General features: G+C 51.2%; 1 protein-coding gene. It reads right to left on the reverse strand.

The window, feature by feature from the left end; genetic code table 11:
* On the reverse strand, positions 1-377 hold a 377-nt coding region (locus NE664_15885; GenBank protein MCQ4728115.1), incomplete at both ends, for an EamA family transporter.

The following is a 377-nucleotide window of genomic DNA, read 5'->3' on the forward strand; positions in this document are numbered from 1 at the left end:
CTTAAAGTAGTACATGTTCTTGATCCCGGATTTATCCATGACAATCATATGAACACTGTAGAACAGGCCGGACAGAAGTGCCAGAAAGATTCCTGCGCCGCTTCCCGAGCCCGCAGAAAAATTTTCCAGAAACAACAGGGTGCCGGCGGCTCCGCAGAGCAGAGCCAGCACCTTTTTTACCGTGATCCCTTCCTTAAAAATCAGGACGCAGCCCACAGTCACCAGCACAGGATACACGAAATGGAGCGTAGTCGCCATTCCCACAGGTATGTATGAATAGGACATATAAAGCGTCACCGTAGTTGCAAAAGCCCCGAACACGCCGCATACGGACACAGGCATTCTCCACGCCTTTTCCACCCTGAGCGGAATCCCTT

It is taken from the genome of Anaerotignum faecicola, assembly GCA_024460105.1.
GTDB lineage: Bacteria > Bacillota > Clostridia > Lachnospirales > Anaerotignaceae > JANFXS01.